A 17,458-nucleotide genomic window follows, 5' to 3' on the forward strand; every position below is an offset into this window, starting at 1 on the left:
TTATTTATTTTAAAATTTTTTAATAATTTGGGTTTTGCCCCCATCTATCAACTGCATTCGCTAATTGTAATTCAATTAGTGGTATTGGAAAAATTTCATTTTTATTTTCTGTAAAAGTTACGCTATTAAATGCTGCTGGTTTAGAGGCATTAAAAGCTTCAAAAGCTGCTTTAGCTTTACCTGTTCTTACTAAATCGAAAAAACGATGTCCTTCTCCTGCTAATTCTTTACGTCTTTCTAAATAAATAGCATCTAATAAAGAGCCTTCTGCCGCTTTATAATCTTTACTATTATCACCAAAAGCCCTTGCTCTAACTTCGTTTAAATACTTTTCTGCATTTGCTGTAGAACCACCACTCTGAACTTCTGCTTCTGCAGCCATTAATAATACATCTGCATAACGAATTGCTCTATAATTATTTGGATGATTTAATGGGTCTGAACCAGTTCTAGTATCTGCTTTACGTGGCAAATATTTACGGTTAAAGAAACCTGTATCATCTCTACCTTGAGAATACTTATCTTGAGCGTTTCTTAAGTCTAAAAAAGTAACTTCTCTTCTTTTATCATTTGCATCAAACAGATCATATAATTGTTGTGTTGGTAAATTAAAACCCCAACCTGAGCTAAAGTCTGTTCCATCATAAGGGGATCTTGGTCCGTTAAACTGTACAAAATAAGAACCTTCACTACAAGTAATGCATTTCCAACCTGCTGGTTCTACACCTGTATATTGAATTTCAAAAACTGCTTCTACACCGTTTTCTCCACTAGTTTCAAATAAGTTCATATAATCTGCACCTTGTACTAAACTATATTTACCAATTACTTGCCCTAAACTTTTTACTGCTTCTGCAAACATAGCATTATCAAAAGTACTATGATATAAATAGACTTTACCTAAAAGTGCTTGTGCAGCTCCTTTTGTTACCTTGTATTTAGCACCTTGTACTGCTGGTAAGTTTTTTATAGCTTCTTTTAAATCTTCTTCTATTAAACTATATACAGCAGCAATACTACCAACTCTATTCATTAATAAATCATCTCCTGCTACAACTCTTTCATCTTTAATTCTTTTTACGCCATTTCTTTCTTCTACTTTTAAAGGGATGTCTCCAAAGAATTTAGCCAATTCAAAAGTATAATACGCTCTTAAAAAATAAGTTTGTGCTATAATTTCTTCTTTACCAGCAAAATCGGTTTTATCTTTAAATTCTAATATATAATTAGCTCTATTGATACCTGTGTACATTAATTTCCAAACCTCTCTTAACTGTTCTGCATCTGCAGGCGTATGAATCATTGAATTTATATTTTGTAAAACAGGTTGATCATAATTAAATGAATCTCCACCTGCAATCATATCATCAGAAGCAACAACACCTACTAATACATTTTGAAAAGTTGCTTGTAATATATCGTAAGCACCAATTAATGCTGCTTTATATTCTTCTTCTGTATTAAAATAATTATCAGAATCTGGTCCTGCTGGTTTTAACTCTACAAAATCATCACATGCTGAAAATGTGAGAAGCAGTATAAATAAATATTTAATTGTTTTTAAATTTTTCATTATCTATTCTTTAAAATTTTATATTAACACCCAATAAATAAGAAGTAGCAACAGGATAAAAACCTCCATCAATTGCTCCTCCTAAAGGAGCTCCTGAATTTGCAGAAGGATCAAAACCCTTATAGTCTGTAATGGTGAATAAATTATTACCTGTTACATAGATTCTTATTTTATCTAAACCTGTACCTTGCAATTGTTCTTTTTGTAAAGTATACCCTACTTGTGCATTTTGTAAACGAACAAATGAAGCATCTTCTACATAAAAATCAGAAAACAAGTCTGTATTTACTGAACCTCCTGAAGCTGCTCTGGGTACTAAGTTACTAGTACCTGAACCTTGCCATCTATTTAGCATATAAGTGCCTCTATTGGCATATAAATCTACACGTTCATAATTTCTTATCATATCGTTACCTATAGAAGCAAATGCATTTGCGTTAAAATCTATATTCTTGTAGGTAAAACCAATATTAAGTCCCATAGTTAGCTCTGCTATTGGGTCACCAATATTTGTTCTATCTGCATCTGTTATTACTCCATCACCATCTGTATCAACAAATTTTAAATCACCTGGTTTAACACCGTTATGATATTTCTTATCTTTATTATCTATTACACCATCTTTATTTGTATCTGTATTTAAAGCATCAATTTCTGCTTGTGTTTGATAGATTCCAGCTGTTTTATATCCATGGAAATATCCTAATGGTAAACCTGGTACCATACGCGTAATATCTGTTTGACTAATTCCTACTCCGAATTCTCCTAAAGCTGGCGCTTTTCTACCATTTAACGATAGCACTTTATTATCTAAAGCTGTTAAATTAAAGCTCATATTAAAGTTAAAATCTTCTGTAATGTCATCGTTATAAGCAATTAGAAATTCAAAACCTTCGTTTTCTACTGACCCTGCATTTTCTAATGGGTCTCCAGAACCAGGACCTCCAGAACCTAGCACACCTGCAGCTTGAGGTGTTATTAATAAATCTTCAGTTTGCTTATTAAAATAATCGAAAGAAAAACTTAGTTTATTATCTATAAATTTTGCGTCGAAACCAACATTTAATGATTTTTGTTTTTCCCATTTAATATTTGAGTTTCCAAATTTTCCGAAAGCAGCACCAAATAATAAATCTTTTATAGCCAAGGCATTACCTGGAGCATATACTCCTTCTCCATCTAATAAAGTTATATAAGCAAAATTTGGAATTCTATCATTACCAATAACTCCATAACTAGCTCTTAATTTTAATGAATTTATAACCTCATTATCTTCTAAAAATGGTTCATCCGAAACATTCCAACCAATAGAGCCTGAAGGAAAATAACCAACATTATTATTATTTTTAGGCGAAAACTTTGAAGATACATCTCTACGCAAAACAGCTGATAACAAATATTTTCCTTTATAGCTATACTGTAATCTTGTAAACAAAGAATATAATCGTTCTTCAAAACGATCTTTACCTAACTCAACTTCTTTAGGGTTTATACGAGGCTCTACTGTTCCATCAATTTTATCTCCTAAATAACCACTTGCAAAAGCATCAGAAACAGAATTGCTATTGTTTTTTAATTGTTCACCTTTAACCCCATAAAAACTTCCTTTATTCCTAAAAATTGAAGTTCCTAATAATATTATAACATTATGATCTTCATTAAATGTATTGTTATAATTGATATAGTTATCCCAGGTATAATCTGTAAAAATATCGTTATAATCTTCAACAAAATTTTTCTTTCTAGAACCTTGTTTAGCATAGTTATTACCATAATTAACAATAGGCTCAAAACGATCATACAACACTGTTGCATAGTTTATCTGGAATTTAGAACTTGCTGTAAAATGCTCTAAAAAAGTGTAATCTAAACCTAAAGTACCACTATACTTATCTATTTTTGTTGTATTGTAAGTATTTGCAATTTGCGCTAAAGGGTTTCTAATTTCTGTTTGTGAAATATCTTCTGCTAAAGAAAAATCTCCTTTTTTATCATAAACCAATAAATCTGGATTCATATTTACAGCATTATACAACACTGCACCAATACCACCTTCTAGTAAATTATTTTTTGTTGAATTTGTAAATAAACCAGTTGTTGATAATTTTAAGTTTTTTAAAATATCGTAATTAAAACCTAATCTAGCAGTATTTCTAGTATAATTAGATTTACCACCGCCTACAATACCATCTTGATCTAAGCGTGAAATACCAAAAGTATACGTTGCTTTTTCTGTACCTCCGTTAGCACTAAAGTTAATATCAGAAATTATTGCTTGTTTAAAAACTTCATCTTGCCAATCTGTTCCTTTATTTGGATACACAAAAAACTTTGTTTTATCAGCTGCATCATTTACATATAAAGCAAAATCTCTTGGATTTAATAAATCAATTTTTTTACTAGTAGTTTGAAAACCTGTATAAGCATCTAACTGAAACTTTAATTCAGATTCTTTTCTACCTGTTTTAGTAGTAATTAAAACCACACCATTTGCAGCTCTTACACCATAAATACCAGCTGTTGCATCCTTTAAAACATTAATACTTTTAATGTCGTTCGGATTTAATACTGATAAATCTTCAATAACATTACCATCTACTAAAATTAATGGTCTACTATCTCCGTTTGTAGATATACCACGAATTCTAATATTAGATCCACTACCTGGAGAACCAGAAGCCGATGTGATATTAACCCCAGAAATTTGCCCTTGTAAAGCTTGCTCTACTCTTGTTGGATTCAGTTTTTCAATAGCTTTAGAATCTATTACAGAAACTGCTCCTGTAACTTCTTTCTTCTTTTGAGTACCATAACCAACAACAACAATTTCATCTAAAGATTCTGCAGATTCTTCTAAAGAAACATTAATTGTCACTTTATCTACTACAACTTCTTTTACAGCATATCCTAGATAATTAAAAACTAGAATAGCTCCTTTTTTTACATTAGAAAAACTATACAATCCGTCAAAATCTGTTTCAGTTCCTGTAGTAGTCCCTTTAATTAAAATACTAACTCCCGGGAGAGGATCTCCTGTTTTAGCATCCTTAACAACTCCTTTTACATTTAGGGTCTGAGCAACAGACATAAACCCTATAAACAAAAAGAGTAATACTGTGATTTTTTTCTTCATTTAATTAAGTATTTTTGTTTGATAGGTAAATTTAGAGTTAAATATTTGTTAAGTCACGAAAAAACACCTCAACAAAAAACATACAACACACAACATTCTTAAAACACCTATAAAGCTTAAGAAAAAATTAACAATTGCAGTAGAAAAACTTACCAGTAACTCACTTTGTTGTGGCAATGTTGTGTAGAAAAGAAGAACTGATGAGATGCTAAATCTCTAATATGTAATCTGTTAAGTTAGAATTATGAGATAAATTCATCTTTTTTCTTAGCCTATACCTTTTAACTTCAACACTTCTTGGCGATATATTTAACAAAGGAGCAATCTCTTTTGAAGACAAATTAAGCCTTAAATACGCACACAAACGCAAATCATTTGGAGTTAATTTTGGATGCTTATCTTTTACTTTTTTCAAGAAGTTTTTATCAGCGTTGTTAAATGCTTCTTGAAACATTTTCCAATCATCTGTATTGTTAAGGTTTTTATCAATAATTTTTACAACATTAGCTATATTCTTTTCTCCACCACTAGCTAACTCATTTTTTATTGTACTTAAAAACTCATTCTTCTTAATGATATTCATAGTAGAAGTTGCCAATTCTCTATTTTTACTCTCAATATCACTTCTTAGCTTATCATTATTTAATTTAATGATTTTCTGATTACTTTCTAACTCCTTTAATTCAGACTCTCTCATTGCCTTATTCAGCATATCTTCCCTTTGTTTCTTATAATACCTTTTAGATAAAATATGAACCATATAAAAAGCCGCTAAGAACAACAATACATAAATAGTAATAAAAGTGTTTGATAAATACCAAGGTCTATTAATTTTAAAACTATAAATGGCTTCATTAACACTTAATTTACCTCCAACAACTGCTCTTACTTTAAATTTATAACTTCCGTAAGAAAGGTTTTCAAAAAGAATAGAATTTGATTTTACAGGTTTACTCCAATTCTTATTAACACCCTCTAACTGATATTGATATTTTGTAGTAATTACTTTGTTAAAATTTGGTGTGCTATAAAAAAACTCAATGTTATTGTGCTGAGAATCAAAAGAACCTTTATTAGACAAGCTTAAATATTGTCTAGATTCATCTCGTTTAAAACTATTTATTTTATTTATTTGAATTCTAAAACCCGAATACTCTTTAAGTTTTTTTAAATCAACTTTTATATATCCTTTTGATGTTCCTAATAAATATATGTCGTTATTGATATGAATAATGTTTTCATAACCAGAGGCTGCTTTTGGAATATCCTCAGAAATTGTGATTTTTTCAATTTTTGGTTTATCACTTAATTTACCTGGCGATAAATATTTCATATAATCTTTAGAAAAAAACCACAGTTTATCACTCGAAGTATTATGCACCAATTTACCAGAAATATAAGTATCTTTAGAAATTAACTCACTATAAAGACTATCTCTTTTAAATAAATCTAACTCTTTATCATAACGAAAAACACCTTTATTTATAGCATATAAAACTTTATCTTGATATTTTATGATACTAGAATGCACTCCCTTTGAGAGCGTTTTTTCAATTTCTAAATTAACAACCTCTTTTAACTGATTATCGATAGTTAACTTAAAAACCCCCTTATATTCATGATTCACAAAAAACCTATTTTTACCTATATAAACAACATCTTTACTTGAATTATTAAATCCTTTTATTTTATTACTTAAACTCCAACTTAAAGCATTTTTTTTCAAAACATACAAACCATCATAACAACCTTGAATTATAGTGTCATCAGCAATTTTTAGCAAACTCCATGTTCCTTGTTTATTAAAAATGCTTTTTACCGTATTTTTATTTATAATTAAAGTTCCTGAATCATGACCACAAAACAATGTACCATCAATTTCCTTTAAGCTCCAAACCTGACCTTGAGTTTTATCTATAAATTGAAACGGATTATCTGAGCGAACCTTCTTAAAAAACAATCCTTGATTTGTACCAATATAAATATTATCACCATAAACTATAGAAGTATAAATAGTTCCTAAAAAATCATTTTTAGTATTATAAAATTTAAAAGGCGATGTATTATTAATGCAATTAATACCATTATCTAAGCCCAACCAAATATTACTATTATCATCTTCAAAAACAGACAGAACAGTACTATTTGCTAAGCCCAAACTTTGATTAATTTGATAATTAAGATTACCTTTTTGATTTAGACAAATTATACCGTTAGAAATAGTACCAATAGCAAAACTTTTATCTTTTAATTGCTTTGCACTATAAACGGTTTTCCCTTTTAAAAGACCATCTGCTAAGGTTTTCCATTTTTTAGGTTGATGATTCTCTAAAATAAAAAACCCATTTTTTTGAGTTAACAAGAGAAGCTGATTATCTTTCTTAAAAACATTTACAATAAAGTTATCTCTAACTAATTGATGATCAGAAACCAGTTTTGGCTTACCATTTTCTATTTTAAACAAACCTTTATTATTTTCGTGAAAATAGATAACATCTTCAACTTTTGATAAACTATTAATTTTATTTTCTGTGGTAATAATTTTAATAGATTTAGAATCTAAATTATACAAATAAATTCTTTGCAAAGATTTAAAAAGCATCCAACCATCTACTTCTACAATACTCCAAATTTGCTCATCTTCTAGCATTTTAATGTCAAAATCTTTTACTATAGAATTGTACTCAAAAACACCAAAATCATTTCTTTCCCAATAACCAAACCCCATATAAAAACCTGTAAAAACTTTACCTTTAAAAGCTTTTACTGACCTCATAATAGTTTCATTAGGAGTTTTATACAATTCCCAGGAAGAACCATTGTACTCTAGTAAACCTTTATTATTTGCTATGTAGATGTATTTATTTTCTGATTGGGATATAGACCAATTTTGATTTTCTGCTCCAAGATCTTTAACATTAAATGTATTAATAGGTGGCAATTCTTGCGAACTAACAAACCCTTGAACAAGAAACAATACACCTAGAATAAAATAATTAGTTTTTCCCATACCTGTAGAATTACACAATTGTAGGGTTCTAATTTACATTAATTTGAACAAAATAAAGACTATAAAATGTTTTTGTATGGTTTTTGTATAGGTTAAAAACTATTTAAAAAACCGCAATATAAAAAACATAAACACTAAAAAAAACAGTTAAAACCCAACACAACACTATATAAAAACGCTTATGCTTACTTCTTAAAATAAACTCTTTTACTTGTTTCCTTTTTTGTACAACAATATAGTTTTACCAAATAATAAAACAGTAGAATATCAAAAAAAAAGCTATCTACACCATTTCTTTATCTAAAATAGAAAAATAAAGTTTATCCTCAGTTATGATTTCTTTTTATGTTAAAATAGAAAGGAAAAGAAGGAGGTTTTATTACAGCCATTTTTATGAAGAAATGGTATTAGATTTCCGATTTCTTGGGAATAACAATTTCAACAGAAATCTCGACCTAGAAACACAAGAAATTCTTTTCCTTTAAAAAATGATCTATGTTATTTAACCTTCTTTAGACTTATTGCAAATCCACCACCTGCTGCTAAGTTAAATTTTAGTTTGGTGTTTTTATCAACTTTAATAGTTTTTATACTAATATCTAAAGGATTATTATTCCAATGAGCAGTATCACCATCCTTGTAGATTTTAGCTTTATATACTTGATTTTCATCTAAAAAATTGAAATCAATTTCTAATTCTCTTGCATTTTCATCAGTAATACTTCCTAAAAACCAATTCCCTGTTTTGCGCTCTTTTCTTGCAATAGTCACAAAATCACCAATTTCGCCATTCAAAACTCTTGTTTCAGACCAATCTACACCTACATCTTTAATAAATTCTAAAGGCTCAGGATTTGCTTCATAATGTTCTACCAAATCTGCTGCCATTTGTACAGGACTATAAATAACCACATACAATGCCAATTGATGCGCTAATGTTGTATTTACTTGGTTTTCCTTTTTATATTCATCAAATTTGATGTTAAAAATACCTGGAGTAAAATCTATTGGACCTGCTAACATTCTTGTAAATGCTACTATTGATAAATGTTCTGGCGGATTTCCTCCATCTTGAGACCACGCATTAAACTCTTGTCCACGCAAACCTTCTCTAGAAATAATATTAGGATAGGTTCTTCGTAAACCAGTAGCTTTTATTGGTTCATGCGCATTTACAGCTACTTGGTATTTTGCTGCTTTTATAGCTGCGTTGTTATATTGATTTACCATATACTGCCCATGATGATATTCGCCTTTTGGTAAAATCTTACCAACATAACCAGATTTTACAGTATGCATACCATATTTTTGCATTAAAGCATAAGCAGTATCTTGTTGCTTTTCATAAGTTTGTGTTGCTGCTGATGTTTCATGATGCATAATAATTTCTACACCTTTTTCTTTCGCATATTTAGTAACTTCCTCTAAATTATAATCTGGATATGGAGTAACAAAATCGAAAACACCTTCTCTATCTTCAAAACCAATCCAACGTTCCCAACCTGTATTCCAGCCTTCAACTAAAACGCCTCCAATATTATTTTTTGCAGAAAAATCTATAAAACGTTTTACATTTTGGGTTGTTGCACCGTGTTTTCTGTGGGCTTTTCCTGTGTCTTTCCATTTGCCATCCACCATTTCCATTCCATAATCCCAAGAAGATTTTCCTAAATGCATTTCCCACCAAATTCCAGTATATTTCATTGGTTTAAACCAAGAAACATCACCTAATTTATTAGGCTCATTTAAGTTTACAATTAAATTTGATTGAATTAAATCTGGCGCATTGTTTGTTATTTGTATGGTTCTCCAAGGTGTTGTAAAAGGCAGTGTTCTTTTTACTTTATAAGCTGTATTTCTAGAACCAACTAAATGGCTTTTTAATAAAAGGTTTTTAGTATCAACCTTTAAAGTCATTCCTGAATAATCTACCAAAGCTGCTTCATGAAAACTTAAATGAGTGCCGTCTTTACCAACCAAAGTTACGGGTGTATTTACAGCATTTTCTGGAATATAAGATTGTGCTAAATTTGTTTTAGAAATGTACGATTTTGCATCTATTGCCGATAATTTTGTTGTACTGTACAAGTGTTCGTAAATATCCCAATCACCAGGAATCCAGAAGGTTTTATAATCTTCTGTTAAATTAAATTCTGTATTTTCTTCTTTGATAAAAACTTCTTTTAAGTTTTCTTGTTCTGGAAATTCATATCGAAAACCAACACCATCATTATAAATCTTAAAAATGATGTTTAATTTTCTTTTTAAATCGTTTTTTTCTTGAAGTTTTACTGTTATCTCTCTATATTTATTTTCAACATTTAACTGTTCTCCCCAAGGCATTTGCCAAGTTTCATCTACTGTTTTTGGCTTTTTTACTTGTGCTATAAAACCTTTGTCTAAAGCTGGCGCATTTGTGAATTCGAACCCAACATAAGAAGTATCTATTATTGATTTTTCTTTATAGTTGATGGTATAAAAAAACCGTCCTTCTTGGTCTAAATGAAATTGCACAGCAATGTTTTCATCTAGAGATTTTACTCCTGATGATTTTACAGCACAAGAAATGACAGTTAAAACAAATACCCCATAAAACAATAAAATTTTACTTCTTTTCATTACTATATTTTCTCTAATAAAACAATATCAAATTTCGAATTAACAATAACTTTTCCATCTTTGACTTTTACAGTTTGATCTGAATAAAAATCGTTTAATTGTTCGCCATTTTTAAAGATTGATGATACATTAATTCGTTTTTCTCCTTTTGGCAAATTGATGCCTGCAATGATTTTATCGTGATTTCTAACTCTGGAAAAGACGAGTCCATTATCATCTGAAATCAATTGATGTTTTCCTGCACCAACAGCCATATGATTTGCTCTAAACTGCCCTAATTTTTGCCAATGTTTTAAAACCTTTTTTGTTTCTTCATTTTTTGCAATATCATTCCAATTCATAAAAGAACGTAAAGTTGCATCTCCTATAGCTCCATCAATAGTTAAATCTCTTGCAGATTCATCTCCATAATAAACTTGTGATGTTCCTGATGTTAATAACAACATTGTAGCTGTTTTGTAAGGTATTTTTCTTTCTTTATCAAAAGGATTTCCATCATCATGTGAAGTCATATAATTTAAAACTCCATAGCCTTTTAAATTGGTATTAAGCAATGAATCGTATTTGTAAAAAACATCTTTTTCTGCCATTTGTTTGGCATTCCATTTGATTTCAAAATTGATAAGACTGTTAAAAGCTTTGTCAAAATAGTTGACTTTTTTATCGCCAAAATCAAACGCTTTTCCGTGAGAAATTGCATAATTATACACTTCGCCCACTAAATAAAAATCATTATCATCTAACACTTTATCTGCATTATTTTTCTTGTATTGTTCAAAAGCAAAATCGCATTCTTTTTTAAATTCCTGCCATACAGATTCTTCTGTATGCTTCACTGTATCAACTCTATAACCATCAATTCCGAATTCTGTAATATAATCTGTCAACCACTTTATAATGTAAAAACGTGGCGCTTTTGGGTAACCTGTTCTCTTAAAAAATGCATCCAATTCTTTGAGTTCTTGTTCATATCTACCTTCTGCTTTCCATTTTGATATCAATTGTGGAGGCAATTCTACATTTTTATTGCTTTCGGTTTTAATATCTGGTAAATTCTTAACCAAGGTACAAGAAACTGTATTTTCGTAATTATCATATTTACATTGCGGCTCTGTTCTTACCCAATCTACTGGCCAAACTGGGTCTTTTTCTGTAACTGGACCTGTGTGATTGATAACTGCATCTAACAAAATTCTAATTCCGTTTTTGTGTGCAATAGCAACCAATTTTTTTAAATCTTCTTTGGTTCCAAAATTTGGATCAATTTTGGTCCAATCTTTCGTCCAATAACCGTGAAAACCGTAGGTTAAACCTGTTCCTTCATCTGTACCACCGTGAATTTGCTCAACAATTGGCGTCATCCAAATGACGTTAATTCCTAATTTGGTAAAATAACCCTCCTTTATTTTTTGGGTAATTCCTTTAATATCTCCACCTTTAAACCCACGTAGTTTCCCTGTTTTTTGAGTTCTATTAAAGTTGATATCATTGGATCTATCTCCATTATTGAATCTGTCTGTCAATAGAAAATAAATGTTTGCACCTTGCCAAACGAATTCTTTTTTAACAGTTGGTTTTGTCTCTTTTTTTTCTGTAGTTGTTGGCTTACAGCTTATTATTGTTGATAGTATGATATAAAAAAAGATTTTTTTCATATGTATTTTTAAGTTTAAAACCTCAAAGGTTTTAAAACCTTTGAGGTTTGATTAGTTATTGTATTTGAAGAATAAAAGATTCTAGTGACTGTAAATTGATATTCACTTTTCCTTGATTATTAGAAACTTTAAAATTAAAAGATTTTTTTTGATACAATTGGTCTTTTAGTACATAAGTCCCATCTTTTAAATTCCATTTATTTATAATTTCTGATGGAATTTTTAGTTCAAATTCATAAGATTTTTCAGCATCAAAATTAGAAATTACAACCAATTTTTCGTCGTCAGAAAAACGAATAAAGGACAAAATTTTGCTAGTATAGTTTTCTGTATTTTCTCTATTATATTGATGTATATCTTGATAATTTCCCATCAAAGCATCAGAAGAAATCGTAAAGTTTAGTAATCGTTTATAAAAATCTCTTAATTCTAATTCTTCTTTGGTAGATTGCCCACCATCAAACGTTTTATTATTTACCCATCTTTGTAATGATGGCACACCTACATAATCGAAAATCGAAGTTCTTGACGGGCTTCCAAATCCTGCATTTTCTGAGCCATCTTCACCAAATTCTTGCCCAAAATAAATCATAGTGGGTGCTGTAGAAATTGTTGCAGAAACTACCATTGCTGGTTTTGCTTTTAAAGCATTTCCAGCAAATTCTGGACTTGCAATTCTTTGTTCATCATGGTTTTCTAAAAAATGAAGCATATTGTGCTCAATATCTTTTAGATCTTCTTGAATTGGAGGAATATTATCTGTTAAACCATATCCTTGCATAATATGTTTAATAGTATCATACAGCTGAACTTTGTCATATAGATAATCCATTTTTCCTTTTTTAATATAATCTCTATATAAAGAAGGATTATACACTTCAGCTAATAAAAAAGCTTCAGAATTTTTCATTTTAATAGCTGAATTCATAAAACTCCAAAACTCTACAGGCACCATTTCTGCCATATCATATCTAAATCCATCTACACCTTTTGCTAACCAATACAGTGCAATATCTCTAAATTTTATCCAAGAATTTGGTACGGTTTTGTCTTTCCAAAACTCAAAATGTTTTTTATAATCTTCGTTTTCAAAACCAGCTGGCAATTCATCAAAATCTTTTTTACCTTCGGGTGATACTCCATAATTTACTTTTACGGTTTCATACCAATCGTAAAAACTAGGTTTTGGAGAACGCGCTCCATTTCCTGTCCATTTTGCAGGGTTTTCATCAAATTTACCATCCGCTAAAGAATGTTTTTCTCCTCCTAAAGGTTTGTATCCGTTTAAAAAATCAGGAACTTCAAAAGGCGTATTTGGCACATAATAAAAGTTATTATCTTTATGATAAGCCACTGTTTTATCATCATCTGCACCAAAATCTTTTGTTCCTTCAGGATTAGACAAACTTTGATAATTTCTTGCCACATGATTGGGAACAATATCAATAATTACTTTTAAACCAGCTTTGTGAGAACGTTTTATTAAAGCTTCAAATTCTTGCAAACGATTTTCAACATTTACCGCTAAATCTGGATTTACATTGTAATAATCTTTTACTGCGTAAGGAGATCCTGCTCTCCCTTTTACCACATCTGGATCATCATTAGAAATGCCCTGTTTTGTGTAATCGCGAATTACATCATGATGCGGAACACCTGTATACCAAATATGTGTAATTCCTAAATCTTTAATTTCTGATAAGGCTTTGTCTGTAAAATCATTAAATTTACCAACACCATTTTCCTCTATAGTTCCCCAAGGTTTATTGGTGGTATTTGTATTACCAAACAAACGTGTAAAAACCTGATAGACAACAGTTTTTCTGTTGTTTTTAGAATGCTCTTGCATAGTCACTTTCTTTTCTTTTTTTTCTGTTTTACATCCTGAAATCACTAAAATGATTAACATACTTAAAATTTGTATTTTTTTCATAATTCAGGGTTATTTTGTGGTTATTTTAATTTTTAATTCTTTTTTAGGATTCCATTTTACAGGAATAGTCAATGTATTTTTTACTGTTGAAATTCGAACTTTTTTTCTACCTACTTTTACCTTTTTTGGATTCCAATTGATGTTATGAATGATAAGAGTAATTTCTTTTTCTTGCGGATTCCAATGCTTACCAAATTTGGCTTCAAAATTAATCTCTAAGCATTTTTTTGAAAACTCAGCCCCAAATTCTAACAACTCATATTTTCCTTTTTCAAAAGCATTTGCAGAAAGACCATCATCATTGTAAAAAGTTCTTTTGCTTTCTTTTTTTAAATCAGATAAGTAATAATGTAGCTCTAATTTATCTGCCTTGTAATTATCTGTAGTTTGTACTAAATCTGACATTAAAACAAATGCGCCTTCTCTTACATAGGTTGGAATTGACTTTTGATTTACTTTAACAATTTTAGTTTGTCCTCCTTCAACTTTTTTATCAGAATAAAAATTAATCCAGTTGGCAGTTTTTGGAAAATAAATTTCTTTGGTTGTTACTGAATCTTTTAAAATTGGCGTAATTAAAAAATCTTTTCCCCATAAATATGTTGATGAATTTGCTAACAATTTCTCATTACCTTCTTCAAAGAAAATAGGACGCATTAAAGGTGTTCCTTTCTGATTGTTTTCGAATGCCAAATTGTAATTGTAAGGTAATAATTTATAACGCAATTCAATAGATTTTTTTGCTAATCGTTTTGCTTTTTTACTTCTAAAAACAGGTTCGCTTGCCACATCTTCTTGCGCATGAGGTCTGTAAATTGGCTGAAAAACACCATATTGCAACCAACGTGTATATAAATTATCATCTAAGTTTGCACCTGCAAACCCACCTAAATCAGAATGCATATATGCCAAACCTTGCATTCCCATTTGTAAAGAAATTTCTGGTTGACTTTGCAAACCTCCCCAAGTTCTGTTTACGTCTCCAGACCAAGGAATCATTCCAAAACGTTGCGAACCAGAATATCCTGCTCGCATTAAAATAAAAGGTCTTTCATTCGGGAAATCTTTTTGATATCCTTCAAAGATTAATTTTGCCCAATTATGACCATAAATATTGTGAATTTCATCAGCCTTTTTATCATCGTTAAAAGTTACCCAAGAAGGCAAGACTTCGGGCTCACCTAAATCTCCCCAAAGTCCTTTAATTCCTAAGTTTAAAACATTGTTTTTGTAAATATTCCAAAACCATTTTTTTCCTTTTTGTTTAAAAATATCTACAATTCCTGTTTCGCCAAAATAGAAATTATATTTTGCGGAATTTCCTACAGAATCTTTTGCTAAAATTTGTTTTTTATCAGCATCTTCCCATTTTTTAGATTTGGTAACAACAAATGGTTCTGTTATTAAAACTGTTTTAACTCCTTTGTTTTTTAAGCGAGAAATCATTCCTTTCATATCTGGAAAAGAATCTTTATAAACTTCTAAATTCCCCATAGTTCCTTTTAGAGTTTTTCCAAACCAGTATAAATCTAGAATTACAGCATCTACAGAAATGTTTTCTTCTTTAAATTTTGCAATTGTATTTTCTGTTTCTTTTTGAGAATGATAGCCAAATCTACTTGAAAAATTACCTAAAACCCATCTTGGAGGTAAAGGTTGTTTGCCTGTTAAATTGGTGTAATTATCTATTAAATCTAACCAAGAATCCCCCACAATTATTTGATACGTTTTACGCCCAGAAATGGTTTCATAGGTTAAGGAATTGTCTTTTTTGCTATCTAAATCTAAATAACCAATAGGTGCGTTATCAAAATGGATTGCATATTTTTTTGATGATAATACCATTGGAATTGTAAAATTCATCAATTTAGAATGCGTTTCGTAACCATAATGTGCTTTGTTGTAAAGCCTTAAACGATTTCCTCTTCTGTTCATTCCTAAAGCTCTTGCTCCTGTTCCGTACAAAACTTCATCTTCTGTAAGACTAAATCTTATGGTTTCAAAATCATTGTTTTTTTGATAGCCATTTTTTTCTGAAGTAATTTCTTTTCCTTGATACCAATAAGAAATATGAAATGGTTTTTTATCAATTTTTATTGAAATAGCATCTGTAAAAAACTTTAGTTGATTGCTGTTTTCTTCAAATTCAATTTTATCATATTTAGACTTTAAAACTACTGCGTGAGATGCTTCTCTACTTTCTTTTTCTCCTTTTGGGACAAAGGTAGTTTCTGTAATTTTGGGTGTGTAAAAGTGGATTTTATAACGCCCATCAGAAACATTTATTTTAAGTTGATTATCATCAAAATTTGCATCAATAAAAGTTCTTTCTTTGATGGTTTCTTTGAACAACCACAAAATCGTTTCTTCAAAATTTGTTCTCCAAAGTTTTTCATTGTGTTTGCCTTCTGGAACAATTTTAGACTTGATGTTTTCTGTAGGAAAACCTTGATTTTTTAAAATATCAACAGCTTTATTCATATCAACAACAGTCTGACTAATTTCATCAAAACCTGCTTTATGTCCTTCTTTTCCACCTGCTAAAAAGTACATTTTGGTATCCTGTAAATTGCCGTGTTTTTTTGTAAAATCATTAATTTCTGGAGAGAACCAAAACGCTGGAGAATACACACCAATTTTACCAAAAACCTGCGGATGTTTTAAAGCTGCATAATGAGAGATTAAGCCTCCCATAGAACTCCCAATTATCGCTGTATTTTTTTTATCTGACAAGGTTTTAAAATTCTTATCTATATAAGGTTTTAAGGTATTTACAACAAAATCTAAATATGCATTTCCTTCTCCTCCTCCATATTTTTTATTTTGCCAAGGAGCATATTCGTCTAAACGTTTTTCTCCTCCATTATCTATACCAACAACAATGATTTTTAAGTTTTTGTCTTTAAATAATTTATCTAAAGTTTCGTCTACATTCCATTCTCCTGAATAGGAAGTATTTGTATCAAAAAGATTTTGACCATCGTGCATATATACCACAGGATAAGATTTATTAGAAACCTTATAATCTGAAGGTAAATAGAGCCAAATTCTGCGTTTTCTGTTTAATTGAGGAATGTAAAAATCTTTATTTAAAATTGATACATTTTTAGAAATTGTTGGTACTTTTTTCTGGTCGAATAAATGAATCCAACCAGCAATTTTTACACTAATTGTATCATTTGATTTTTTAAAAGTATAAGAACGATTATCTAGACTTCCTCCAGTATTATCAGATTCTGCTGTTTTCCATGAACCTTGCGTAAATTTAAACAGCATACTTTCATCTTTTTTTGGCAAAGTGATGCTGTAAAATCCGTTAACTAATTTTAGTTGGTAATCTTTTAAACCTCCTGACCAACCTTCAAAATCGCCTGAAATAAAAATTGATGCATTTTTGGGCGTCTCTTTTGGAAGCTCTTTTACAACAATTGTTACTTGTGCAAAAAGACTTAAACTGCAAAATATGAGTACTAAAAAAAAGAGGTTTTTCATTATTTAATATGATTTTTTTGGCAGCTTGAAAACAACTGTGTGA

General features: G+C 29.9%; 7 protein-coding genes. All 7 read right to left on the reverse strand.

Features of this window, described 5'->3' with window-relative positions; all coding sequences use genetic code 11:
- Positions 1 to 19: 19 nt before the first annotated feature.
- Positions 20 to 1,573 carry a RagB/SusD family nutrient uptake outer membrane protein gene (locus tag ACY2RX_RS07775; protein WP_490103400.1) on the reverse strand — a complete coding sequence of 518 codons (1,554 nt, stop codon included), beginning with the start codon at positions 1,571 to 1,573 and terminating at the stop codon, positions 20 to 22.
- A gap of 10 nt (positions 1,574 to 1,583) precedes the next feature.
- Positions 1,584 to 4,706: a SusC/RagA family TonB-linked outer membrane protein gene (locus ACY2RX_RS07780; protein WP_490103401.1), complete on the reverse strand. Its 3,123-nt coding sequence runs from the start codon at positions 4,704 to 4,706 to the stop codon at positions 1,584 to 1,586.
- A 208-nt stretch (positions 4,707 to 4,914) separates the two neighbouring features.
- Entirely contained in the window at positions 4,915 to 7,716 is a 2,802-nt protein-coding gene (locus ACY2RX_RS07785; protein ID WP_490103402.1) for a helix-turn-helix and ligand-binding sensor domain-containing protein, read from the reverse strand.
- Positions 7,717 to 8,214: 498 nt separating this feature from the next.
- On the reverse strand, positions 8,215 to 10,335 hold the full coding sequence (locus tag ACY2RX_RS07790) for a glycoside hydrolase family 97 protein (RefSeq protein ID WP_490103403.1): 2,121 nt from the start codon (positions 10,333 to 10,335) through the stop codon (positions 8,215 to 8,217).
- A 2-nt stretch (positions 10,336 to 10,337) separates the two neighbouring features.
- Complete coding sequence (locus ACY2RX_RS07795) at positions 10,338 to 11,990, reverse strand: alpha-amylase family glycosyl hydrolase (protein ID WP_490103404.1); 1,653 nt, start codon at positions 11,988 to 11,990, stop codon at positions 10,338 to 10,340.
- A 55-nt stretch (positions 11,991 to 12,045) separates the two neighbouring features.
- Complete coding sequence (locus ACY2RX_RS07800) at positions 12,046 to 13,923, reverse strand: alpha-amylase family glycosyl hydrolase (RefSeq protein ID WP_490103405.1); 1,878 nt, start codon at positions 13,921 to 13,923, stop codon at positions 12,046 to 12,048.
- 9 nt (positions 13,924 to 13,932) lie between these two features.
- The gene (locus tag ACY2RX_RS07805; protein ID WP_490103406.1) at positions 13,933 to 17,415 is read right to left on the reverse strand and encodes a TIM-barrel domain-containing protein; all 3,483 of its coding nucleotides are present in this window, start codon (positions 17,413 to 17,415) and stop codon (positions 13,933 to 13,935) included.
- Positions 17,416 to 17,458 lie beyond the last annotated feature (43 nt).

Source organism: Polaribacter sp. 2405UD43-2, assembly GCF_058147125.1.